This window comes from Enterococcus sp. AZ156 (genome assembly GCF_051714165.1).
GTDB classification, from domain to species: domain Bacteria; phylum Bacillota; class Bacilli; order Lactobacillales; family Enterococcaceae; genus Enterococcus_B; species Enterococcus_B pernyi.
In genome coordinates this window covers 2561593-2584537 of the sequence record NZ_JBIORI010000001.1, presented here as the reverse complement: position 1 = coordinate 2584537, position 22945 = coordinate 2561593, and the positions used below count along the sequence as shown (strand labels likewise).

General features: G+C 35.9%; 18 protein-coding genes and 2 tRNA genes. 17 read left to right on the top strand and 3 right to left on the bottom strand.

What is annotated here, in order from left to right; translation table 11 throughout:
- Positions 1-2150 precede the first annotated feature (2150 nt).
- The 3 genes from IGJ95_RS12305 (at position 2151) to IGJ95_RS12295 (ending at position 4920) form a co-directional block, all read left to right on the top strand.
- Entirely contained in the window at positions 2151-2519 is a 369-nt protein-coding gene (locus IGJ95_RS12305; protein ID WP_062806176.1) for an IS3 family transposase, read from the top strand.
- A 780-nt stretch (positions 2520-3299) separates the two neighbouring features.
- A complete protein-coding gene (locus IGJ95_RS12300) occupies positions 3300-4016 on the top strand; it encodes a hypothetical protein (RefSeq protein WP_062806177.1) in 717 nt (238 codons plus the stop codon).
- An 828-nt stretch (positions 4017-4844) separates the two neighbouring features.
- Positions 4845-4920: transfer RNA gene (locus IGJ95_RS12295), tRNA-Ile, on the top strand.
- 179 nt (positions 4921-5099) lie between these two features.
- Here IGJ95_RS12295 and IGJ95_RS12290 read toward each other — a convergent pair.
- Positions 5100-5172: transfer RNA gene (locus IGJ95_RS12290), tRNA-Lys, on the bottom strand.
- Between the two features lie 382 nt (positions 5173-5554).
- Here IGJ95_RS12290 and IGJ95_RS12285 point away from each other — a divergent pair.
- The 9 genes from IGJ95_RS12285 (at position 5555) to IGJ95_RS12245 (ending at position 15570) form a co-directional block, all read left to right on the top strand.
- Complete coding sequence (locus IGJ95_RS12285; RefSeq protein ID WP_010736696.1) at positions 5555-6130, top strand: DUF1836 domain-containing protein; 576 nt, start codon at positions 5555-5557, stop codon at positions 6128-6130.
- Positions 6120-6977, top strand: coding sequence for a DegV family protein (locus tag IGJ95_RS12280; RefSeq protein ID WP_062806179.1), 858 nt, complete (start codon positions 6120-6122; stop codon positions 6975-6977). The genes IGJ95_RS12285 and IGJ95_RS12280 overlap by 11 nt, the downstream gene beginning before the upstream one ends.
- Positions 6978-7340: 363 nt before the next feature.
- Positions 7341-8411 (top strand): baeRF3 domain-containing protein, encoded by a 1071-nt coding sequence (locus IGJ95_RS12275; protein ID WP_010736694.1) that lies wholly within the window; start codon positions 7341-7343, stop codon positions 8409-8411.
- Positions 8412-8667: 256 nt separating this feature from the next.
- Positions 8668-9675 (top strand): DUF1002 domain-containing protein, encoded by a 1008-nt coding sequence (locus IGJ95_RS12270; RefSeq protein WP_010736693.1) that lies wholly within the window; start codon positions 8668-8670, stop codon positions 9673-9675.
- Positions 9676-9976: 301 nt separating this feature from the next.
- Positions 9977-10681: a response regulator YycF gene (gene yycF / locus IGJ95_RS12265; protein WP_019723593.1), complete on the top strand. Its 705-nt coding sequence runs from the start codon at positions 9977-9979 to the stop codon at positions 10679-10681.
- A gap of 4 nt (positions 10682-10685) precedes the next feature.
- Complete coding sequence (walK, locus tag IGJ95_RS12260; RefSeq protein WP_438762005.1) at positions 10686-12527, top strand: cell wall metabolism sensor histidine kinase WalK; 1842 nt, start codon at positions 10686-10688, stop codon at positions 12525-12527.
- On the top strand, positions 12524-13831 hold the full coding sequence (locus tag IGJ95_RS12255) for a YycH family regulatory protein (RefSeq protein ID WP_062806180.1): 1308 nt from the start codon (positions 12524-12526) through the stop codon (positions 13829-13831). The genes walK and IGJ95_RS12255 overlap by 4 nt, the downstream gene beginning before the upstream one ends.
- Before the next feature lie 2 nt (positions 13832-13833).
- Entirely contained in the window at positions 13834-14706 is an 873-nt protein-coding gene (locus IGJ95_RS12250) for a two-component system regulatory protein YycI (RefSeq protein ID WP_438762003.1), read from the top strand.
- Between the two features lie 54 nt (positions 14707-14760).
- Positions 14761-15570 (top strand): MBL fold metallo-hydrolase, encoded by an 810-nt coding sequence (locus IGJ95_RS12245; RefSeq protein WP_010736688.1) that lies wholly within the window; start codon positions 14761-14763, stop codon positions 15568-15570.
- Positions 15571-15742: 172 nt separating this feature from the next.
- On the opposite strand, the gene IGJ95_RS12240 is transcribed toward IGJ95_RS12245, so the two are convergent.
- Positions 15743-16405 carry a CPBP family intramembrane glutamic endopeptidase gene (locus tag IGJ95_RS12240; RefSeq protein ID WP_010736687.1) on the bottom strand — a complete coding sequence of 221 codons (663 nt, stop codon included), beginning with the start codon at positions 16403-16405 and terminating at the stop codon, positions 15743-15745.
- A 704-nt stretch (positions 16406-17109) separates the two neighbouring features.
- Between IGJ95_RS12240 and groES the strand changes: the two genes are divergently transcribed.
- The 5 genes from groES to IGJ95_RS12215 all read left to right on the top strand — a co-directional run bounded on the left by groES (position 17110) and on the right by IGJ95_RS12215 (position 22077).
- Positions 17110-17394 carry a co-chaperone GroES gene (groES, locus tag IGJ95_RS12235; protein WP_019723198.1) on the top strand — a complete coding sequence of 95 codons (285 nt, stop codon included), beginning with the start codon at positions 17110-17112 and terminating at the stop codon, positions 17392-17394.
- A 36-nt stretch (positions 17395-17430) separates the two neighbouring features.
- Complete coding sequence (gene groL, locus IGJ95_RS12230) at positions 17431-19056, top strand: chaperonin GroEL (RefSeq protein WP_010736685.1); 1626 nt, start codon at positions 17431-17433, stop codon at positions 19054-19056.
- Between the two features lie 329 nt (positions 19057-19385).
- The gene (locus tag IGJ95_RS12225) at positions 19386-20792 is read left to right on the top strand and encodes a PTS sugar transporter subunit IIC (protein WP_019723199.1); all 1407 of its coding nucleotides are present in this window, start codon (positions 19386-19388) and stop codon (positions 20790-20792) included.
- A 72-nt stretch (positions 20793-20864) separates the two neighbouring features.
- Positions 20865-21137, top strand: a complete 273-nt coding sequence (locus tag IGJ95_RS12220; protein ID WP_438762001.1) for a hypothetical protein — start codon at positions 20865-20867, stop codon at positions 21135-21137.
- Between the two features lie 16 nt (positions 21138-21153).
- Positions 21154-22077 carry a LacI family DNA-binding transcriptional regulator gene (locus IGJ95_RS12215; RefSeq protein ID WP_023520313.1) on the top strand — a complete coding sequence of 308 codons (924 nt, stop codon included), beginning with the start codon at positions 21154-21156 and terminating at the stop codon, positions 22075-22077.
- A gap of 43 nt (positions 22078-22120) precedes the next feature.
- Here the strand turns inward: IGJ95_RS12215 and IGJ95_RS12210 are convergent, their stop codons facing one another.
- Positions 22121-22873, bottom strand: coding sequence for a MerR family transcriptional regulator (locus IGJ95_RS12210; protein WP_010736681.1), 753 nt, complete (start codon positions 22871-22873; stop codon positions 22121-22123).
- Positions 22874-22945 lie beyond the last annotated feature (72 nt).

Below are 22945 nucleotides of genomic sequence, written 5' to 3'. Positions count from 1 at the left end.
GAGTAGCTTTTTTTTAGCAGGTGAAACTATAAATTTATTAAAAAAAAGAAAAAATAAGTATATCATTTTCAAATAAGGGATAAAATTACAAAGAATTGAATTTATTAGCTAAATTAAGGGTATAAACTTTTTTATTATTAATAAAGTAGCTTTATTGAATCAGGGAAATATCGTTATATGGTGAAAGTGAAACAACCATTTAAAAAAAACAGTTACAAAAAGGTAATCGTGGACCTGTAAGTATTGAGGATTATTATAGTGCTTTTTATTGGTCTATAGAAGAATATTAAAAAAACATTACTACAAGAAGTGAAAAAGATTATGCTGATGCACTGTTACAAAGTACAAAAAAATCTTTTGTCTTCCCAGATAAAGCTAAAAATTAGCCGTTATGGGATATGTTTTTACAAAAAAACTATTTCATGTAGGAGCCAACCATTGGAACTTTACGATCCTAATGGCCCCCGTTTTATGGATTCATTTGTTCTTGGACACCTTATGAAAGAATCTTCTAAGCTAGGACTTCAAATGGCTATAGAAAATTCTGAGGTAAAGGTTTAGGTTAGTTTAGATAAAGTAGCTATGACTGAAGTTTTGACAAAGGAAGCAGATTGGATTCCTACTCTGGGACCAGAGTTACGTTTTATGTATCGCAATTGATCTGATTTATCAAGTAATGTTATATTTTTTCTACAAGGGAAGGAAGTAGATGCTCCTTGGATAAGTAATCCTGATAGGTGGAAGCTTTACGGATATAGAAGAAAATCAAAACTTCAAAATTTAAGTAGAAACAGTAATAAGAATTCAGTAACTTCAGAAAAAAAAGGAAGTAGTTACTCACAAGAAGTAACTCGATTTCCCAAAAATTGTTTGTGCCAAGGTAAACTCTAGTTTCAAAAATAGTAATACAAGTAGAAAAGCGCACGTAAAAGTAGAAGAAGAAAAAATAATTTTTTAATATAAAATTAGATTAGTAGTAACTTACAAGTATTTATTTGTATATTACTTTACAAATAAATACTTGTTTTTTGTCTCTTATTAAAAAAAGGAAAAAGATTAATTTTTATTCGTAGTAAAATAATTGTGTCATCAAATTACACAATCTTAAATTACATGATGACAAACTATCCGTTCCAGGCTGTCTGTAAAGATAGCCTGTTTTTATATGTAAAATTTCTTTTTGAGTAGCATGAGTAGTAGATAATATTAAAAAAAGATAGTAGTATTTAGAGTTTATTTTTTTGAGATTTTATTTTTGAATCTAGCATTTGTAGTTTTAATTTATGAGGTAGTAAAGAATAAAGAAATTATAGTATTGGTTATTTTAGGGATATGTTTCTTTGTAAATTTCACTAAGGATATTTTATATTTTGATGATGATGCTTCATTTGAAAGAGAATGGAATTTGATAATAAAAAAAACATATAGTTTTCCTGTATGAATAGAATGATTGCTGGTTTAAAATAATAGGTATAATAATATTTATAAATAAAACCTTATTATTCAACCAGAACTGACAATATAATAAGATACTCTTAAAAAAGAGCACCTCAAATTTAGTAAAATAAATTTGGAGGTGTTTTTATCATGACAAAACATAATTATTATCCGAAAGAATTAAAGATTCAGATGGTTAAACGTTTGCTAACGGGTGAACCACCCCACTGCACTTCGAATCGAGTTTCATATCCCTAGTACTGGAACCATTTTTATTTGGAAAAAATGGTATCTTACTAATAATTTAAAAAGGCTTGATTCTTCTTCTGGTCATCCTAGAAAAGCAAAATAGACAGTCTTACAAGAACTAGAAGAGAAGAACAAGGAACTATCTCTATAAAATAAATTTTTCTTTCAGGAAAGGTGGTGACGTTAGAAAATATCTTTCACTTTATTAACCAGCGTACCAATGAACTGTCAAGTGTACGCTTGACCAAATTATTTGGTATCTCAAGAACTACCTATTATCGCAATCGAAAATGAGAGTTTTCTGCGCTCGCTTCAATTGAAAAACGTATTCATCAATTAGTTTTGGAAAATCATTTCTTATTTGGTTATTGCAAAATACATGCTTTATTAAATCGAGAAATGCTTGTAGGTATCAATAAGGTTGCATAAATTATGAAAAAATACTGGTGGAATTGTCTTGCTAAGTGAAAAAACGTAAACATGCTGGAAAGATACACAAAACCTTTGATAACCTCATTCAAAAGAATTGGACAACAAATCAATCAATGGAAAAATTAACCACAGATATTACTTACTTGCCCTTTGGCAAATCCATGTTATATCTTTCTACCATTATGGACACTTTTAATAGTGAAATTATTGCTTATCAATTGTCTGAACAACCGGATACCCAATTAGCAGTAGATACATTAAACCATTTAAAAGAAACAATTATTTTGCATAGTGATCAAGGATCAACCTATACTTTGAAGGTATTATACGAACTTGTTAAACAAAAAACGTTATCCAAAGTATGTCACGTAAAGGAACCACTTCAGATAACGCTCCGATAGAATCGTTTCACTCCTCGCTAAATTCTGAAACGTTCTACATTTCAAAAGAACCAATAGATTCTAATTAATAGAGTAATCGAAATTGTCGAAAATTACATCTATTTTTTGAAATTATCACCGAATTATAGCCAAATTAGGCTATAATTCTCCAATTGACTACCGAATGAAAGGAACAAATTGAGTTGCTCTTCTTATTTTTTATCAAAAAATAGATGTACTTCCACCACCTTCGTTTTTTTTAGAATAGCTATAATGAAAATGAATAAAAAACCTAATTTTTGTAGATTATGATTATATTGTGCTATATGTATTCCGTTCTTCTTTTACACGATCTGCTTGACAACAAATAACACATGCATGGTAAACCACAGTCGAGTAACATCATCCAGTTTTTATATGTTTAGTGTGAATAACTGCTCAAAAGAGTAGTTATTTCTGTAAAGAAAAATATGATGTATTTCTGAATACGTCATGTTAATGTTACATTAATCATGAGAAAAAAATGCCATACTATTTAGAAAAATAGAAAATATTACTGACTGTAAAATTATAGAAAATTTGATACTAAGGCAAACAGCGTTAACTAGAATTAATCAAGAATTGTAAAACTAGAAGTGTATGTTTATCAATAGCTCAAGAAGTTAAATAAAGTGCTCCATCTCTTTGTTAGTAAGGATGGCATTTTTTTTAAATTAAAAATTTTTTTTGACAATTCAAACATAGGGAGTTAGCTATCAATTAGGATATAGTTAAATCTAATGTATGAAAGGAAAGTTTTTTATGAGAAATAGAGTAATAAAGATTTTAGACGCGATGGTTGAAAAACATAAATGGATGTCAAAAGTTTATGTTCATAGTGAATTTAAAAATAGTGAACCTCATTTTGATAAAAAACAGCCTGCTTATGATACTTTAGAAGGATTATATACACGGTATGCTAATGTTAGAAGATTAGGATTAGTTAAAAACGTAAATGAATGCACTAGAAAAGACTTATACATGAATTACTATAAAAATAACTATCGTTTAAGTGATTATTATATGACTTTATTAAATATAAATAGCAACAAGATTCAACAGGGTGATTTTCCAAAAAAATTTCAACATTTCCTTGAATTTGAAAATGTGAAACTTAGAAACAAGATTTTATTATTAATGGATTATCCACACTTAAATAAAAAATTAAATACAGAATTTACTTTCCTTATAAGCGATCAAGTAAATTTAGATACAATGGCTCCTAATACTTATTTAATGAGTCTTTTGAAAAATAAAGTTCAAGGGGACCGAGTTTACAAAGACATGATAATAAACAAATCTCAGGCTCAAAATAAAAATGTAGTTTCTCCAGTGGAAGAAGCAAAAGTTGCACCGCCAGTTCCTCCAAGGACTCAATTAACTAAAGAAAAGTTAGAAATTATAAAAAAACAAGCACAGAAAGTAAATGAGAACGTGCAAAAAACAAAGATTCAATTAGGTCGAGAGGTTATGATATAGAATCTAGGTAAAGATTACTCATTTTGAGTGATCTTTTTTAGTCTATTTTACATGACTTATGAGAGAAAAAATGATTGTAAATATGGAGATAGTATGAATGGACTATTTATATTAAAACTGTATTTTTTGAATGCTATGTATAATTTTTTAGCGAAAATTAACTAAAATAAAAATAGTCAATCCCTTTATATATAAAGATTTAAGTGTTCAATAAAATCTCCTAGAATCTCACAATGGAGACGTAACTTCGAACTCCTTAGTAGGGATTAAAGATCTCAATTTATCATTTTTGGTTGATTTTTTATAGGTTCTTCAATTAAATACGTTAACTCTTCCAAATTCTTATAGCTAGAATTTTTCAAAATTATTTGCATTTGAAAGAAGTGAGACAAAGCTGTTTGCTAAAAAATAAATTCCAATAAAGGAAGCTGGTGAACTATATAGTCAAAGAGAGTGTAATATTCCTAAACTTCAATCTACGAATATCCAACTGAATGATTTCAAAGTCAATCTAAAATCAATATCTAGTGAAAATAAGAAACAGCGTGTGTAGTACAAAAGTACTTTTATCAGTTTTAATATAGGAGAAAAGACTTATATAAACGAGTTATTATTACATTTGTTTATAATAGATATATTGATATTTTATATAAGTAGAAAATTTATTGACAAAGGTAAAAATTAATCGATAAAATATTTTTGTTATCGTATACAAAATAATCAATTTCATAACTGTCTATACACTAACGTTTTAATACGATAATAGGATTGTTGTCGCATAGAATAAAAAAATAAGATTATTCTTTGACCTTGTCGCGGTAACAACCTGTACCCCCTTAGCTCAGTTGGTTAGAGCAGACGGCTCATAACCGTCTGGTCGTAGGTTCGAGACCTACAGGGTACATATACCAAAAGCACTCTATGATTTAATCGGTAGAGTGCTTTTTTTGTTATTAAAAAATAAAATACTAAGATACATACCCGAATTTCATACCCGAAAAATAAAAAATGCCACCACGCACACTCTTTTCCAAACTACCGAAGTAGCCAAGAGTGTACTGGTGACGTGGGTTTGGCACCCAATGGGCCGTGAGGGGCTCGAACCCGCGACCCGCTGATTAAGAGTCAGCTGCTCTACCAACTGAGCTAACGGCCCATATGAAAAAGTACTTTATTATAGTAGCACTAAGCATTTTAAAATGCAAGGCACGTACAATAAAAAATCTACGAAAACTTTACTACTTCCTAGAAATTCATTCATAGTTTATTCATAAATGACCGTTATGATAAATGTATCCCAACCAACAAAGTTCTTGCAAAAGAACAACCCATAACACTTTTTCATTTTTTTACTCCTTTTCCCGTCATGAAAATGGCGGGTCTTTTTTTATTCCAAGAAGAATCTAGAACAAGCATCGTTTAAACGCTTGTTATCGATGTTTGATTTTGTTATTAATTTATCTAGTTTGAGTAACTAGATTGAATGTTTTTGAAAACTTTGATAAAGTATTAATGAGAACATTAAAGGAGCTTTCATAATGGAAAAAATGCGTCAGCAATTAATTGATTGGGCTGTCAGTATCGAAACGTTTCGTTTACCACATTGGGAAGAACTTCCAGACTTGGAGCTATACATGGATCAAGTCAAGACACTAGTAGATCGTCATTTATCACCAGTTATCCAAGGAGAAAAACATCCTTTGTTAACTTCTTCAATGGTTAATAATTATGTGAAACTAGGTTTAGTACCGGCGCCAATCAAAAAGCGATACAACAAACAACATGTGGCATTTCTGATTGCTATCACAACGCTTAAACAAGTGTTGACGATTCCTGAAATCAAAGAAGGAATTTTGTTTCAAGGAAAAACAGTGGGCATCCGTGAAGCATACAATCTTTTTTGTGATGAACAAGAAAATGCGATACGAATGGTCAGTCAATTAGCCCAAGGAAAACAACATGAACAATTATTGAATCAAGAACTTCCATTAGAATATGTTGCTGTACGTTCAGCGACGATTTCTTTTGCAATGAAGCTACTAGCAGAAAAAACGATCAGTTTAGAAAGCGAATATTTACAAGAGGCAAAAAAGGAGAAAGAAAATGAAGAATAAGATTGCGATTTTAGTAGACTCAGGAACAGATGTGCCACAAGAAATCATCGATATGTACAATATTTATGTGATCCCTTTGAAAATCATTTATAAAGATAGAGAATATACAGATAAAGTCGATATTACTCCTGAAGAGATTTATAAGCGTTTACCTGAGGAAATTCCGGGTACCTCGTTACCTGATGGAGAATCAATCACTAAGATTTTTTATCAAATCAAAAATGATGGATATGATAAAGTTCTAGCAATCACTATTTCAAGTGGTTTGAGCGGGACGAATAATGTGGTTCGTCTTGTCGCACAAGAACAAGAAGGAATCCAAACACATGTATTAGATACTAAAAATATTGGTATTGGCGCCGGTTTTACAGCAATCCAAGCCGCAAAATGGATCGAAGATGGCATGGAATGGGACACGCTGATCGATGAATTAGTTGCATTAGCTGAACGAACGAAAGTCTTTTTCAATGTAGCAACACTTGAATACCTGCAAAAAGGCGGACGTATCGGTCTAGTTGCCTCAATTTTAGGAAATGCCTTAAAATTGAATCCTATCATCTCTTGTAATGAAGAGGGCATCTATTATACAGTAGGTAAAGCACGAGGCAGAAAGAAAAGTTTAGACAAGACAATGTCCTATGTGAAAGAAGCTGTCGGGGATGCAAAAGTCTTCAACTTGGCAGTCGCACATGGTGCGGCGGAAGAAGAAGCAATTGAAATGAAGGCTCGTTTTGAACGTGAATTCCCTAATGTCCAAGAGATTTATTTTGGACAAATCTCACCGGCATTGGTTGTCCATACTGGCCCAGGTTTATTAGGGATCGGTGTGCAAATACTTGAACCATAATATGATCGAAGCTAAGTGATCATCAAAGAACAGCATTATTTTTTATCTAAAATAATTAGAAAAAAATAGTGGACACTAAAAGAATCGCAAATAGAATTCCGCTCTGTAGAAGTTAGATATTCGTCTGACTTCTCTAGGGCGGGATTTTTTATGGGGAAATTTAATTTTTGAATTTAATGGAACATGCTTCAAGAGTTTTTGGAGAAGAAAAAACACAATTCCGGCATTTTTGATTTTGTATAAAAAATTAGGTTGACCTTAGAATCGCTCTAACCAATATCATTAAAGTAGGCATAGAAATGCGGATCATATCGATTGATCACTATGCCAGTTTATTTTTAGGTAGAAAGAAGGAGTTTAAAAATGAATTATTTAGAATTAAGTGCCCACAGAGAAAATCCAGCGGTAACGATCATGTTAGGGATGCCAAATGACGAGAAAAGTGCTGAAAAATATAAACTAGTGTTAAAAAATCTAGTAAAACAGATTATTTTAGAGTTGGAAGAAAGGGAAGGAACAGCGGCGAAAACAATGATTCGTAAAATCGATCAAGTGTTAAAAGACTTTCAACCTACGCATAAAAGAGGAAGCATTGTCTATTTTATTTCGCCAAGCGTCAATGAACAAATCGAAGTACCGTTTGTGTTGGAGAGTCAATTTGTTATTGATGCGTATTTCCATACAAAAGAAATCTTACGAAGTGAAAGTAAAATGAACCATTATTATGTGTTAACGATTGGGATGGATTGTTCACGTTTACTAGAATATGTAGATGATACGCTGATACAAGAAGTGAAAGACGCACATTTCCCAATCAGGAATAAAGGCTACTGGGCAAAAGACCGCGTATTGAATTCAATGGGAAGTGTTCAAACGAATTACAAAAAAGAGTTCTTCAAATGGATTGATTCTGAGTTACAACCTTATTTGAATCGTCATCCACACCCAATCATTTTAGCTGGAACAACAGAAAATATTGCGACATATAAACAGATTTCACATAAAGATGAACGGATTGTTGGAGAAATCTATGGGAACTTTACAGTTGATAGTGGCGAAAATGAGTTGGCAATAGGAGAGCAAGCAAATCAGGTGATTCACGAATACATTCGTCATCAAAAAGAGACGATACTACACACTATAGTAGGAATGGAAAACCAAGGGCGTGTAGAGCGTGATGTAGCCAACATCTACAGACAAGTAATTAAAGGAAAAGGGCAAAAATTGATTGTAGATCACGCTTACTATCAAGAGGCGGTGATTAGAGATCATCAAGTCAAATTAGTAGATATCTCACCGAGTGACGAAGGCTACGTCGAAGATATCGTCAATGAAATCATTTATGAAGTCATGCGTTACGGAGGAGAAGTTATCTTTGCCGAAACAGAAGTATTAGAAAATCAATCGCCGATCCTATTACAATTACGCTATTAAAAATCGATTCATACAAATGGGAAACTAGGAAGCTTAGAAGAATAAGGAGATAGCCCAAGCCCAACACTCGGATACATTCGGAGGTTGGGCTTTTTGATGAAAGATAAAGTCTAAAAAGTTTGGAATAGCTAAGAAAACACTCGTAATCTTAAAAGATAGTATAAGATTCTTTTCAAATCAGCCTTGAGGCGTAGGTTATCTTATAGACCTTATAGTACAATGTTTAAAACAGAAAACAGCTACATGGAGGTTATGTATGAAGAAAACAAAACTTATTGCCACTCTCTTGGTCTCAAGCCAAGTTTTACTAGCAACACCAATCGTATTAGCAGACGAGACAGCAACAACGCAAAGTATTGTCCCAATTTCAGGAACGGTCGACTCGACAGTTGCTACGCATTCTTCCGATTCAACAACGACAACCAGCTCTAGTGAACGATTACAGATCAATGCAGTAGCAATCGGTAATGCGTTAACGAAAGAACAAGAAACTTATACATTAGATAAATTGGGGATCAAAGGAGAAACGCCGATCTATAAAACGTCCGGTACAGACTTGATGTCCTATATTCCTGACGGTGGATTTACCAAAGACTGGGCAGTTTATAGTTCTGTACGTATGCAGACGCTCGCTGAAGGCGAAGGGATCACTGTTGATATCGCGACACCAGAAAATATCACACGAATCACAGCCGCTCAGTATCAAAATGCAGCGTTAACAGCTGGGATTACCGATGCAAAATTGACGGTCGCATCTGCAGTACCGATCGATGGTTCAGGTGCTTTAGCTGGTGTGTACAAAATCGTTGAAGAGTCAGGGGGCATCATTAATCAAGACCGTGTCAGCGTGGCTCAAAATGAGATGGATGTTTTATCGTCTATCACAGAAGAAAACAAAGACAAAGATGGCTATTCCGATGAAGCATTAAATAAAGCACAGGAGCAAGCGAAAGAAGAGTTAGCAGCTAAGACTGCTGACGGCAAAGAGCTGACACAAGCGGATATTCAAACGACAGTAGAAAAAGCTCTGAAGGATAATGGACTAGAAGATGTAATGACAAGCGATCAAGTCACAGAAATAACTTCGTTGATGAGTGAAATGAAAGATAAAAATATTTTTGAAGACTTCGTGAAAGAATTAGACTTGACTGAGGCGAGCAAGCAAATTCAAGAAAAATCAAAAGGGCTTTGGGAAAATATCAAAGGGTTCTTTAGTGGCATATGGGATTCGATCACTGGCATGTTTTCTGGTGACTCTCAATAATCGAAATAGTTTTTTATGTATGAAATATTTGATTTGAGCTACCCTATACGGATCTTTAGTCAATGAAGCAAGAATAAACCGCTATAACTTTTCCGAGTTAGCGGTTTATTTTTATAATCATCTAATTGCATACTTTGATAAGCGACAAGTGAGATTCGTGGGGGGGTGTAGGAATCTGAATCCGCCTGTTCAATCATGCAATTTTTATCAATAACCTCCTATTTTTTTAGAAAGATGAAACCTGATAAGAAATGCGGTATAATAGAACAGAATGACAATACTAACTAAGAGGTGGCTCTTTATGAAAAAAATACTAGTTGTCGACGACGAAAAACCGATTTCGGATATCGTCAAATTTAACTTAGCAAAAGAAGGCTATGACGTCTATACAGCATATGATGGGGAAGAAGCTTTAGCAAAAGTAGCCGAAGTGGAACCTGATTTGATTTTACTAGATTTGATGTTACCAAAAATGGATGGCTTAGAAGTGGCTCGTGAAGTACGAAAAACGTTTGATATGCCGATCATCATGGTGACAGCTAAGGATTCTGAAATCGATAAAGTGTTAGGCTTGGAACTGGGAGCAGATGATTATGTGACCAAACCGTTCTCTAATCGTGAATTAGTGGCACGTGTGAAAGCAAATCTTCGACGTGGCGCTTCTGCTACCAAAGAAGTGGAAGAAGTCACACCTTCTGAACTGATCATTGGGGACTTAACGATCCATCCCGATGCGTATATGGTGACGAAACGTGGCGAAACGATTGAATTGACTCACCGTGAGTTTGAACTGCTCTTTTATTTAGCAAAACACATTGGTCAAGTCATGACACGGGAACATTTGTTACAAACCGTTTGGGGCTATGATTATTTTGGTGATGTTCGTACAGTAGACGTGACCGTTCGTCGTTTGCGTGAAAAAATCGAGGATAATCCAAGTCATCCTAGCTATTTAGTTACACGCCGAGGCGTAGGGTATTACTTGCGTAATCAAGAACAGGAGTAATTGGATGAAAGGAAAAGTCCGTTTTTTTCGATCAGTAAACTTCAAAATAGCTATTACATTTATTTTGATTTTACTGATCTCAATTGAAATTATAGGTGCTTATTTTATTAGAGGATTGGAACGTTCAACGATCAATACCTTTATCAAAGATATGAACCAAACAGTCGAAACATTAGCGACAACGATCAGTCCAGAACTGAATGGGAAAGGCAATGAAAGTGCGACTATCGATGATGTCAATGGGAATATCAAGCGTTTTATTGAGACCAGTGCTTCAAGTGATATCATTGAGATCCGTGTCGTGGATGAAAAAGGCATCATTCGAGCAACGACAGAGGTAAGTGAACAAGGTTCAGTCGGCAAAAAGAATGATTACGTCGATATGAATGATTTTACAACCAAACGATATGTCGCATTAGATGATGACGGAAAACGAGTAAATATCAATATTCAACCGATTTTGTCCCCGACCGGCGACGCCGTCATCGGGGCTCTTTACGTCAAAAGTGATATCGAACAAAAATATTCAGAAATCAATAATACAGCACTGATTTTCTTTACGGCTTCGTTAATTGCAGCATTTATCTCAATGGTTGTGTCTGTTCTGGTCGCACGTTCCATTACGCAACCGATCGGTGAGATGCGTGAGCAAGCGATCCGCATTGCGCGTGGTGATTATAGCCGTAAAGTAAAGGTCCATGGTCAAGATGAATTAGGTCAGTTGGCTGAAACGTTCAACCAACTAGCAGAACGGATCGAGGAAGCGCAAGATACGATGGAAGCTGAACGAAATCGGTTAGACAGCGTCTTGTCACATATGACAGATGGTGTTATTGCAACCGATCGTCGAGGGAAGATCATTACGATCAATGATATGGCTGTCTCATTATTAGACTTGAAAAAAGAAGAAGCAATCGGACAGTCAATCTTGACCCTTTTAGCAATTGAAGAAGAATACACGTTACGAAAACTGTTAGAAGATCCGAATGAAATGATTTTAGATCGATCAACTGGAGCGAGAGAAGCTGACCAGATGATTTTACGCGTCGATTTTTCGATGATCCGTCGAGAATCTGGCTTTATCAGTGGGTTGGTTGCAGTTTTACATGATGTAACGGAACAAGAGAAAACAGAACGGGAACGTCGTGAGTTCGTATCGAACGTTTCCCATGAGTTGCGTACGCCTTTAACAAGTATGCGTAGTTATATCGAAGCACTTAGTGAGGGTGCTTGGAAGGACGAAGAAGTCGCACCGAACTTTTTAAAAGTGACCTTAGATGAGACCGATCGTATGATCCGCATGATCAATGATCTACTGAACCTATCTCGCATGGATACGGGGAATACTCAATTACAATTAGAATATGTCAATTTTAATGAACTCGTTAATTTTGTGTTAGATCGTTTTGATATGATGGTTGGTAATCAAGAAAAAAATTATACGATCCGTCGAGAATTTACGCAACGAGATCTGTGGGTCGAGATCGACACAGATAAAATTATTCAAGTTATTGACAATATCATGAACAATGCAATCAAATATTCACCCGATGGGGGAGCAATCACCTGCCGGTTGCTTGAAACACATAACAATGTGATTTTAAGTATTACAGACCAAGGGCTAGGTATCCCTAAAAAAGATTTGAATCGTGTATTTGAACGTTTTTATCGAGTGGATAAAGCAAGAGCTAGAGAGCAAGGTGGAACAGGATTAGGCTTAGCAATCTCTCGCGAAGTAGTGAAAGCACATCGTGGCGCAATCTGGGCAGAAAGTAAGGAGGGACAAGGTTCAACCTTCTATATTTCTTTACCTTATGAACCGTATGAGGAGGAATGGTGGGAATGAAGATTTCTGAAAAATTTATACGAATTGGTTTGATCTTGATGGTTGCATTAAGCCTGTACTTCTCTTATGCAATTTGGTTGAGTCCAGCAGGGAAAACTTCAATCAACTTAGAAGAGAGCAATTCACAAGTGATTGAATCACAAAGCTATCGTAAAGCATCAGAAATTTATTTGCCTTTACACCTCACATGGTTTCAAACAGATACAGTGAAAGAAACGAATAGTGAGAACCTGATTTCTCAAATACATGGGTGGATCGAAGGTGCTCGTTTTGGCAAGCTGACAGAAGTCGTGGAAGCAGACCAAGAGAAGTTCAATCAAAAGAAGTCTCTCAATGAAGGAATCGAATTCTCTTATAACGCACCTTATCTACTCAGTGGCTATGTGAAAGCATTTGGTTTGAATATTGATCTAGGTTCAGTCCAAAATGAAGATGTCTATTTTACGAGTGTCCAATTTGATCTAAAAGACGAAAAAGTTAGTTTTATTGATTATGATCAGCGGACGATTTACGAAGCCAGTCTATCGATGGATTGGAAAGAAATAGAACATGATTTGAATTCTTCAGATGTCAACTGGACACCTGTATTCAGAACGCCAGAAAGTATTGAAACACAGCACAGTATCAAAGAACCAATGAAACTAAAAAAATACAGTTATATCTTATCTCAGCAACCATACACCGTCTTTCGGAATGCTTTTTTTTCCCAGCCAGATGCGGTTAAAAACAATGATGAAAGTACGGAATTGATTTTTTATGATGGCAATGAAACAATGACGATCCATTCAGAAAATCAGATCGTCGATTTTAGAGGAGATTTACCGACGATTGATGAACCAAACAATATTTTTACGGACAGTTTTCCTTATGTCAGCAAACTAGGTGGCGCGTTAGGCAATGTTCGATATTTTGATCGTAATAAGAATACAATCGATTATCGTATTTTTGTAGAAGGATTTCCCGTATTTGGTTCAGACAGTAAAGGAAAAGTTGGAATCGAAATCGGTAATGAGCAAGTCAATAATCAAGTAAGTATCCAAACGAGTTTAAATACCATCCAAGTCCCGATTCCTTCAGATGAAGAAGTCGAGTTGCCTAGCACCGACGATGTATATCAGGAATTAGTAGATAATGGGGCAGAAGAATCGAAAATCGAGTTGATTATTGTTGGCTATACATGGCAAAACATCGAAGAAACAAATCGGGTGGTTGATCTATTCCCAGAGTGGTATGTGAAATATCAAGGAGAATGGTATTCTGCAAATGAATTATTGACCAAACTACCTGAGAAGGAGGCGGAGTAACTATGGATTTCAAAAAAATTGAATGGATTTTCTTCGTCGCCTTTCTAGGATTGAATGTTTTTTTATTTAGTAGTTATCATGAATCGATCAACCAAGAGCATACGGTAATACGCTCAGATCAGACAGAATCAATCAAAAAACGGTTAGCAAATGATGATATTACTTATACGGGTGATTTCTCTTCTGAAAGTAAGCAAGGCTACTATTTAAGTGCGGAAGAAACGGAACTGAGTCAAAGGTTGTTCAAGTATCGCCAAGATAATAATCGACGTGGTTTATTAGAAAGTGGAGTTTCGATCAATGATAATGTATTGACTAAAACGTTATCGGACTCTGAATCTGAAAGCAAAGTCCTTGATCCAAATCGCATAGCAAGTTCACTCAATGATTTTTTGGATAACGAGGAAGATGTTTTATTTGGTAATGAGTATATCTATATGAAAAATTTCTCTGTATTAGAAGGTGATTCTCCTGAAATCACAGCGAGCCAAACGTATGAAGGATTGCCATTCTATGATGATACAGCTAAACTTATTTTCTCCCTCGAAAAAAAGGGGGATGAGTATCGCATTTTGAAGTATACTCAAACCCACTTAACGAATATTGAACAGTTGCGAGAAAAAACAGAATTGCATACGGAAGAAGAAGCTATTAATACATTGTATGTAAATAATAAAATCTCTCGAGGATCGAATATCCTTTGGCGTCAGCTGGCTTACTCTCGTATTTTGAAAGTACGAGAGAAAAATGTGTATGTACCGGTGTGGTATGTCGCAATTGAAACGCCGGATAAGACTTATCAGATCGAAACGGTCAATGCATTTAGTAATACGATTATTACAAATAATTCGATCCCAAAGGTGGAAGATCATTAAAAAAGTAGGTATAATGAAAAAAGTTTACAAAGTAAGAAGGGAAGTAGTAGTAAAATGGCTGAAGGAAATACAGCTTTTAAAATCAGTATCCTTGCAAGTGGGAGTTCAGGAAACTCATTATATATCGAGAGTGACAAAAAGCGACTTCTGGTAGATGCAGGACTGAGTGGGAAAAAAATTACTTCCTTAATGGCACAAATCGGTCGGACGCCCGATCAATTAGACGGTATTCTTGTGACACATGAACATCGAGATCACATTCATGGGGTAGGTGTTTTGGCGCGTAAGTACCATTTAGATATCTATGCAAATGAAAAAACATGGGAAGCTATGGCTCCGATGATCGGAAATGTCCCAATTGAACAAAAACATTTATTTCAGATGGGGAAAGTCCAAACATTTGGCGATTTAGATATCGAGAGTTTTGGTGTTTCTCATGATGCAGCTGCACCACAATTTTATCGTTTCCATAAAGAGAATCGTTCATTTGTCATGCTGACGGATACGGGTTATTGTAGTGATCATATGCGAGGGATCATTGAAAATGCTGATGGGTACTTGATGGAAAGCAATCATGATCTAGAGATGTTGCGTATGGGGCCTTATCCTTGGAATTTGAAACAACGTATTTTAGGCGATCGTGGTCATTTATCGAATGAAGATGGTGCATTAGTGATGACTGATGTAATTGGCGATCGTACAAAACGAATCTATTTAGGCCATTTAAGTAAAGAAAATAATATGAAAGAATTGGCCCATTTGACTATGGAAAATATTCTTAAGGAAAAAGATCTAGGTGTGGGATATGATTTCAATGTGTACGACACTGACCCGGATGCTGCAACAGAATTATTTTCAATTTGATCAATCAGTTGTGACGGAAGTGATCGGTTCATAAAAATAAGCGGTAAAGTCCGAAAATTTGAAGGGATTTTTGGGATTTACCGCTTTTTTCGTAAGGAGTTACCTCCTGAATGCTATTTATCTTATTATAGGGAGTGCCTGATGATGAAAGTCACAGGCTTTTTTTATTTTTTTACAGTAAACCTTGTTGCAATGCCAATTGTACAATGACAACTAGAGTGTTCATACCAATATGGGTAATCATTGGTGCCCAGATTCGTCCAGTGGATCGGTATAGTAAACTAAAGAAAAATCCTAAAAAGAAGTAGACGAGTAAATGCCCATCATTGTGTGCTAATGCAAAGAGCAAGGAACTAACACTTGCACCTACCCAAAAGTTGGTATAGTGACCAACGATGCCAAGAATACTGCGACGAAATACAAATTCTTCCATGATTGGTCCGGCAATAGTTGTAGCAATAATAAAAGCAGGAGTATCTAAAATCAGTTGGATAATATTTTGCGTATTTTCAGATGGAGAGACTTCTCCAAAAAAGAAACTCTCGATCATAACCGCAATACTTTGTAAAATTAGAGCGATAAAGATACCAACTACTCCATATAAAATGATTTTTGAGCGAGAAGCAACTGGTACGTTTGCTTCGATTTCTATCGGTTCTTTATGCCTGAAGTACAAGAACCACAGAATGATTGCACCTAAGATATACGCAACTGTTGTAGCATTAATCAAACCTGACGTTGAATTTACAAGTCCGACAGATGTCAGAAGTAAAGGCGAGACAAATACTAGCCCGTAACAAAAAATGCTAAAAAAGCTATATTTTTTTAATGACATATGAAACCTCCTTGAGCTAAGTGAAAAGCCAAGTGTAACTTTCTTTCTTGCTCTAATAATATAGGAAAAGCAACCGTTCGTTGAACTTTAAGTGAAGAAACTTAGTAGCTTAATCAACTTCTGTGTTACTAAACACTATCCATTGTTCATTATACCATATCAAGATGTTTCTCTGATCAGTTAGTATTGATCGGCTTTTTCATGACCTATGATAAACGGTGTTCAAGAAGCAACACTTCAATAATAAGACAAAAAAATCCAAAATGAAAAAGCCATTTTTTATTTTCTTGTCTTATTACTCAGTGCTGAGCGCTTCTTTCACAACCTAGATAAACGGTGTTCAAGAAGCTGACCTTCAACATTAAGCTAGAAAATCAAAAAATATGAGGAGCTATTTTCTGATTTTCCATCTTACTGCTCAGGTCAAAACGCTTCTTTCACAACCTATGATAAACGGTGTTCAAAAGCCAGCTCCTTCAATATTAAGTCAAAACTTGAAAAAATATGAGAAGCTATTTTCTCAAATTTTGCCTTAATACTTGGAGCTGATCAGCTTTTTCACAACCTTCTTTAAAAATTTTTTTTCTATGATTTAAAAAGCTTGCAAAAGAATAGGAGAATGAGTATTATTAAAAATGTAGGTTAGCACTCGATGTGATAGAGTGCTAATGGATTCAAAAAAAGAGTTATCGGAGGGATTTATCGTGTTAAAACCATTAGGTGATCGCGTCATCATTGAAGTCGCGCAAGAAGAAGAAAAAACTGTTGGAGGAATCGTTTTAGCTTCATCAGCGAAAGAGAAACCTCAAACTGGAACAGTTGTAGCAGTGGGTGAGGGACGTTTGCTAGAAAACGGTGAAAAAGTTCCTGCAGCTATTAAAGTAGGCGACCAAGTAATGTTTGAAAAATATGCCGGTACAGAAGTGAAATTTGAAGGAACAGAATATTTGATCGTCTCTGGAAAAGATATCATGGCGATTGTTGAGTAAGTACAAAACAAAAATAATTGATGAGGTGACGAAAAAATGGCAAAAGAATTAAAATTTGCAGAAGATGCACGTGCAGCAATGTTACGTGGTGTAGATAAATTAGCAGATACAGTAAAAGTGACATTAGGACCAAAAGGCCGTAATGTTGTTTTAGAAAAATCATATGGTTCTCCATTGATCACAAATGACGGTGTGACGATTGCAAAAGAAATCGAATTAGAAGATCATTTTGAAAACATGGGTGCAAAATTAGTTTCAGAAGTTGCATCTAAAACTAATGATATCGCTGGAGATGGTACAACGACAGCGACTGTATTGACTCAAGCAATTGTCCGTGAAGGTTTGAAAAACGTCACAGCTGGTGCTAACCCATTAGGTATTCGTCGTGGGATCGAATTAGCCACTAAAACAGCAGTGGAAGAATTACACAACATCTCAACTGTTGTTGACTCAAAAGAGGCTATTGCACAAGTTGCGGCTGTTTCTTCTGGTTCAGAACAAGTGGGCCGTTTGATTGCGGATGCAATGGAAAAAGTCGGCAATGACGGTGTCATCACAATTGAAGAATCTAAAGGAATCGAAACAGAATTAGATGTCGTAGAAGGTATGCAATTTGACCGTGGTTACTTGTCACAATATATGGTAACAGACAACGACAAAATGGAAGCTGTTTTGGAAAATCCATACTTGTTGATCACTGACAAGAAAATTTCAAATATCCAAGATATCTTACCTTTATTAGAACAAATCTTACAACAATCACGTCCTTTATTGATCATTGCTGATGACGTGGATGGCGAAGCATTACCAACATTGGTATTGAATAAAATCCGTGGAACATTCAATGTTGTTGCTGTAAAAGCACCAGGTTTCGGCGACCGTCGTAAAGCAATGTTAGAAGATATTGCTGTCTTGACTGGTGGTACAGTGATCACAGATGACCTAGGATTAGAATTGAAAGATGCAACAATCGAAAACTTAGGAAATGCTTCAAAAGTTGTTGTGGATAAAGACAACACAACGATCGTTGAAGGTTCAGGCGATAAAACAGCTATTGATGCACGTGTTCAATTGATCAAAAACCAAATCGCTGAAACAACTTCAGACTTTGACCGTGAAAAATTACAAGAACGCTTAGCGAAACTTGCCGGCGGAGTAGCAGTCGTAAAAGTCGGAGCAGCAACTGAAACAGAATTAAAAGAATTGAAACTACGTATTGAAGATGCGTTGAACGCTACTCGTGCTGCTGTTGAAGAAGGCATGGTCTCTGGTGGTGGTACAGCATTAGTGAACGTGATCAACAAAGTAGCGATGATCGAAGCAGAAGGCGACGTAGCAACAGGTATCAAGATCGTTACTCGTGCATTAGAAGAACCAATTCGCCAAATTGCTGAAAATGCTGGTTATGAAGGATCAGTTATTGTTGATAAATTGAAAAATGTTGATTTAGGAACAGGATTCAATGCAGCAACTGGTGAATGGGTAAACATGGTGGAAGCCGGAATCGTTGACCCAACAAAAGTAACTCGTTCAGCATTACAAAATGCAGCATCTGTATCTGCATTACTATTAACAACTGAAGCAGTTGTGGCAGATAAACCAGAACCAGCAGCACCTGCTGCACCAGCTATGGATCCATCAATGATGGGCGGTATGATGTAATAACTCCAGAAGAACCTTGTTCAATCAAGGTTCTTCTTTTTTTTGTCTTCTTAGAAAAAAGCATAAATAGGGTAAAATTGAGTGTGACGTAATGAGATTGTGCATTCATATTGTAAATAAAAAATGGGCAAATCACTAAATTGACAAGCCAATCATCAAATTGTTGTATTATTATTTCATCGATTTAATCTATGGAAGAAAATTTATTTCCTTTAATATTTCTTTCACTCTTTCGCTAGCGAAGTTCACAAAGTTATGCTATATTTGTGATATCATTATAATGTATGCGTATTCATAATGATGGAAGATCGAATTGTAGGAGGATGAAAATGAATAAATTGATGGAATGGATGGAGAGATATATCTTGCCAGTTGCCACGAAGATTGGTTCGGAAAAGCATCTGGTTGCTTTACGTGATGCGTTTATTGGAACCATGCCGGCAACGATGGCTGGGGCAATTGCGGTGCTATTGAATGCGTTTATGCGTGATTTTCCTAACACGTATCTAGGTGAAGGGAATGCCATTACGACTTTTTTTACACCAGTAATTGGTGTCAATGGCCTGATTTGGAATGGGACGCTAGCGATTATGGCAGTCGTATTCGCATTGTCACTAGGCGCAAATTTGGCAAAGGCATATGAAGTGGACCCTGTATCAGGAAGTATTGTATCTTTAGTTGCATTTATTATTGGATTACCTGATGCTGCCACAGCTGTTTTGACGTTGCCAGAAAAATTGTCACAAGATGCTATGGACATGATCACTACCGCAGGCGGCGTGATTGCTGATGGTACTGATGGTGGACAGACGCTTTCGATGGGCGCATGGGGTTATTTCAACTTTGGGAAATACATGGGTGGTTCTGGTCTTTTTACAGCTATGATCTTTGGTTTTATTTCTGTTATCATTTTTGCACTATTGATGCGTAAAAAAATTATTATCAGAATGCCAGAATCAGTGCCACCAGCAGTTGCACGTGCTTTTGCCGCAATCATTCCTGCAGTTGTTTCTTTATATGTTGTGGGAACGATCAATTATATCTTCCGACAAACAGCAGGAGTACCATTGATTGACTGGATCTCTGAAGCGATTCAAAAACCTTTGATGAATTTATCGCAAGGGTATGGCGCAGTGTTTATTATCGTGTTACTTGTTCATGTGCTTTGGTTCTTTGGATTACATGGAACAAATATCATGTCACCAGTGTTACAGACACTTTATGGTACAGCGATGGTCGAAAATACCAATGCCTTTCAAAATAATGAGCCAATCCCCTTCAAATGGGTAGCAGGTTCATTTGAAGCATTCGTATGGCCTGGTGGTGCCGGCGTAACGTTGGTATTGATCGTCATGATTTTATTTTTATCAAAACGTGCCGATTATAAAACAGTTGGTAAGCTAGGGATTGCTCCTGGTTTGTTCAATATCAATGAACCAGTGATGTTTGGTCTACCAGTCGTATTGAATCCATTGTTGATGATCCCATTCATCGTCGCACCACTTGTAACGGCAACCATTGCTTACTTTGCGACAATGGCAGGCCTTGTTCGCCCAGTGGTGGTAAATGTGATTTGGGTCATGCCAACGATTATCAGTGGGTTCTTAGCAACCGCAGGTGACTGGCGTGCCATTGTCTTGACGATCGTCAATCTCTTAGTCGCTGCTTTGATTTGGGCACCATTTATCTTGGCTGCAAACCGTTTAGATCCTAATCTAGGTGAACCAGAAGAATAAAAGAAGCAAACTCCTTGCTATGAGACGCGTTTCATACCGTATACTCAAAGCATAAATAAAGGAGGGCTTCTTATGAATACCTATATCAAAGCAACGCAAGGCACCAAGAATCAATGTTTTTACGCATTTGTTGAGTTTAAAGATTCCATGCTCGTGTTGTCTAGTTTTCAAGGCTTTAATCGATCGGTGATCAAAAAAATCAATTTAGCAGATATTTCTGGTTTGACCAAGGATAATTATTGGGGTGGTCAACGAATCAGTTTCTATGACCAAGGAACATTGTATCAATTTTTCGAATGTGGACCTGCTGTGGTAGACTATCTACAAGAAAATCTTTTTGTATAGGTGGCGAACAGTAGTCATGGCAAACATCCGAGATATAGCCAAACGAACAGGATATTCTGTTTCGACGGTATCCCGTGTCATCAATCAACATCCTTATGTCGATGAAGCGAAACGAACAGAGATCTTGAAAGTGATCAAAGAATTAAATTATGTACCGAATGCCAATGCCAGACAACTAAGTTCTGGAAAAACTAAAAATATTGGTGTCATTTTACCTTACACAAATCACCCATATTTTGATCAGTTGCTCAGTGGAATCATTGAAGTCGCTTTTAGTGAGGGCTATAAAGTGACGTTGTTGCCAACAAACTACCAAATAAAACGGGAACAACAATATTTAGAAGAGTTTGCGGCGAAAGCATTTGACGGATTGATCATTACATCAAGAGCAAATCCCTTAGAGTTGTTGCTTGATTATCAACGCTATGGCCCTATCGTCTTTTGCGAAAAGATCGAAGACTTGGAAGTAATGAGTGTCTATATTGATCGCAAACAATCGATTACTGATGGCTTATCCTTTTTAAAAGATCAAGGTGTCAAACGTTTAGGTGTCACCTTAGGAAGAACCGGTCGAATGAGTTACAATTCGAAAATCACATTAAAACTGTGTAAAGAGATTTTTCCTGACTTTAATGAAGCTGATGTCTACTGGCAGTGTATTGATACCGAGCATGGGGAAATGGCAGGGGAATTTTTTAAGGAACGAGGAATTGATGGCATTTTCACGAATTCAGACACAGTAGCAGCGGGAATCCTGCAAAGCTACAAAAAACAAAAAATACCAATTGTTGGTAGGGAAAATATGCTGATCAGTGAATTATTAAATTTTTCAACAATTGATCACCATTTGAAACAATGTGGTGAAACCGCTTTTCGTTTGTTTTTGAATGATACAGTCGAACAAGTAAAGATTCCGTATACTTTTATTCAACGTCCGTGAAATAAAAAAGACAAATCCTTTTTGTGGATTTGTCTTTTTTTATTTATGCATGAGCTTGAATGATCTCATTCAATGCTATAGCGGCGCCTTTACCACAGCGAGAATCATAGTATTCAGTAAAACGTTCATCTGAGATATACAGCATACCTAATCCTTTGTGGGCTTCTGCTTGATACGTGGGCCAACTAAATAATAGCCATTTTTTATGTGCATCAAAAATTTCTTTTGCAAGTGCCTGATTTGATTGGTCAGACAGATAAGACGTTAAATTCGTTAGTAATTGTTGCTCAACTTCTTGCATTTCTTGGTATTTTTCTTGGGAAAGGTTTTGCCATTGTTCGTTTGCTTTATCAATCGTTTCTTCTCCGTATTTTTCACGGATCTCTGTGCCATAGTTTGTTTCATTTTCAGTTATTTTTTGTTTTTTTAATCCTTCAAATTTTTCTTGGTCAGTCATCTTTTTTCCTCCTTTGAATTGTGCTAATGTTTGTTGGACGGTTGCCAGGAGAGTATCAATTTCTGCTCGTTTCTCTAGTAGTTTTCTCTGATGTTCGATGAGTGCATGTTGATGATCAAAGGTAGGATCATCTAATAATTCGCGAATTTGGTTCAGTGGAAAATCTAAGGATCGATAAAATAAAATTTGTTGTAGACGATCGATTTCTTGAGAACCATAGATACGATAACCAGCTGAATTGATCCGTTTGGGTTTGAGTAAATCAATTTCATCGTAAAAACGTAGTGTACGACTACTTACTCCTGAGAGCTGTGCCATTTTCTTAATTGTGTATTCCATTGTTTTCCCTCCTGACAAAACTAGCATAATCCTTGACGTAACGAGAAGGTCAAGTGAAAAATCATCTTTTTT

Excerpts from the sequence above, each read along its gene's own strand:
- IGJ95_RS12300 (WP_062806177.1), top strand. The coding sequence starts at position 3,300 with ATGAGAAATAGAGTAATAAAGATTTTAGACGCGATGGTTGAAAAACAT.
- IGJ95_RS12285 (WP_010736696.1), top strand. The coding sequence starts at position 5,555 with ATGGAAAAAATGCGTCAGCAATTAATTGATTGGGCTGTCAGTATCGAA.
- IGJ95_RS12280 (WP_062806179.1), top strand. The coding sequence starts at position 6,120 with ATGAAGAATAAGATTGCGATTTTAGTAGACTCAGGAACAGATGTGCCA.
- IGJ95_RS12275 (WP_010736694.1), top strand. The coding sequence starts at position 7,341 with ATGAATTATTTAGAATTAAGTGCCCACAGAGAAAATCCAGCGGTAACG.
- IGJ95_RS12270 (WP_010736693.1), top strand. The coding sequence starts at position 8,668 with ATGAAGAAAACAAAACTTATTGCCACTCTCTTGGTCTCAAGCCAAGTT.
- yycF (WP_019723593.1), top strand. The coding sequence starts at position 9,977 with ATGAAAAAAATACTAGTTGTCGACGACGAAAAACCGATTTCGGATATC.
- walK (WP_438762005.1), top strand. The coding sequence starts at position 10,686 with ATGAAAGGAAAAGTCCGTTTTTTTCGATCAGTAAACTTCAAAATAGCT.
- IGJ95_RS12255 (WP_062806180.1), top strand. The coding sequence starts at position 12,524 with ATGAAGATTTCTGAAAAATTTATACGAATTGGTTTGATCTTGATGGTT.
- IGJ95_RS12250 (WP_438762003.1), top strand. The coding sequence starts at position 13,834 with ATGGATTTCAAAAAAATTGAATGGATTTTCTTCGTCGCCTTTCTAGGA.
- IGJ95_RS12245 (WP_010736688.1), top strand. The coding sequence starts at position 14,761 with ATGGCTGAAGGAAATACAGCTTTTAAAATCAGTATCCTTGCAAGTGGG.
- IGJ95_RS12240 (WP_010736687.1), bottom strand. The coding sequence starts at position 16,405 with ATGTCATTAAAAAAATATAGCTTTTTTAGCATTTTTTGTTACGGGCTA.
- groL (WP_010736685.1), top strand. The coding sequence starts at position 17,431 with ATGGCAAAAGAATTAAAATTTGCAGAAGATGCACGTGCAGCAATGTTA.
- IGJ95_RS12225 (WP_019723199.1), top strand. The coding sequence starts at position 19,386 with ATGAATAAATTGATGGAATGGATGGAGAGATATATCTTGCCAGTTGCC.
- IGJ95_RS12220 (WP_438762001.1), top strand. The coding sequence starts at position 20,865 with ATGAATACCTATATCAAAGCAACGCAAGGCACCAAGAATCAATGTTTT.
- IGJ95_RS12215 (WP_023520313.1), top strand. The coding sequence starts at position 21,154 with ATGGCAAACATCCGAGATATAGCCAAACGAACAGGATATTCTGTTTCG.
- IGJ95_RS12210 (WP_010736681.1), bottom strand. The coding sequence starts at position 22,873 with ATGGAATACACAATTAAGAAAATGGCACAGCTCTCAGGAGTAAGTAGT.